The organism is Bradyrhizobium sp. PRIMUS42 (assembly GCF_023006515.1).
Lineage (GTDB): Bacteria > Pseudomonadota > Alphaproteobacteria > Rhizobiales > Xanthobacteraceae > Bradyrhizobium.
The window spans coordinates 1-801 of sequence record NZ_JALBGZ010001344.1; the positions used below are offsets into that span (position 1 = coordinate 1).

The 801-nt window shown below is 64.3% G+C and carries 1 protein-coding gene and 1 pseudogene; both read left to right on the forward strand.

Features of this window, described 5'->3' with window-relative positions; translation table 11 throughout:
- A partial coding sequence (locus MOV75_RS40210) for an enoyl-CoA hydratase-related protein (RefSeq protein ID WP_247008393.1) occupies positions 1-379 on the forward strand: 379 nt, incomplete at its 5' end.
- 253 nt (positions 380-632) lie between these two features.
- Positions 633-801, forward strand: a pseudogene (locus tag MOV75_RS40215) (acetyl-CoA C-acetyltransferase); the annotation flags it as partial.

An 801-nucleotide genomic window follows, 5' to 3' on the forward strand; every position in this document is an offset into this window, starting at 1 on the left:
CCATTTCGGCATGCCGGAGGTCCGCGTCGGCATCCCCTCGGTGATCCATGCGGCGCTCTTGCCGCGGCTGATCGGCTGGGCCCGCGCGCGCTGGCTGGTGATGACGGCGGAGAACATCGATGCTCCGACGGCGCTCGCCTGGGGACTGGTCGACAAGGTCGCGCCCGAGGGCGGGCTCGATGCCGAGGTCGAACACGTCGTGAAGGCGCTGCTCGAATGCGGCCCCGAGGCGCTGCGGTCGCAGAAGGCGCTGCTGCGACAGTGGGAGGAACTGCCGCTGACGGAGTCGGTGAATTTGAGCGTGAAAGTGTTCGGCGAGTCGTTCCTGACCGACGAGCCGACGCGGCTGATGCAGGCGTTCGTGAACCGGAAGCGGTAGGCTGCTGCCTCTGTCTTGAACGGCTCCGTGCCTTATCAAAGGTGTCATGCCCCGGCTTGCCGCCTTCGCCTCTGGAATACCGGATCACCCGCTTTCGCGGGTGATGACAGTGTGCTCTTGGTAGCACCTCCTCCTCTCGAGCGACCAAATCTCATCCGAACCACGACATTTTCTCATCCCTGCCGCGGTTGCTTTTTTTGCGCCGCATCATATGATGCCCATAATCTCAATCATCACCGCAGGGAGTTTTGTCATGGCCGAAGCCGCCGATCCCGTCGTCATCGTCTCCGCCGCCCGCACACCGCTTGGCCGCTTCATGGGCGAGCTGTCGCCGCTGGCCGCGCACAAGCTCGGATCGCATGTGATCGGCGCGGCGCTGGAGCGCGCAAAGCTTGCGCCCGAGAAGGTCGACGAGGTCTTCA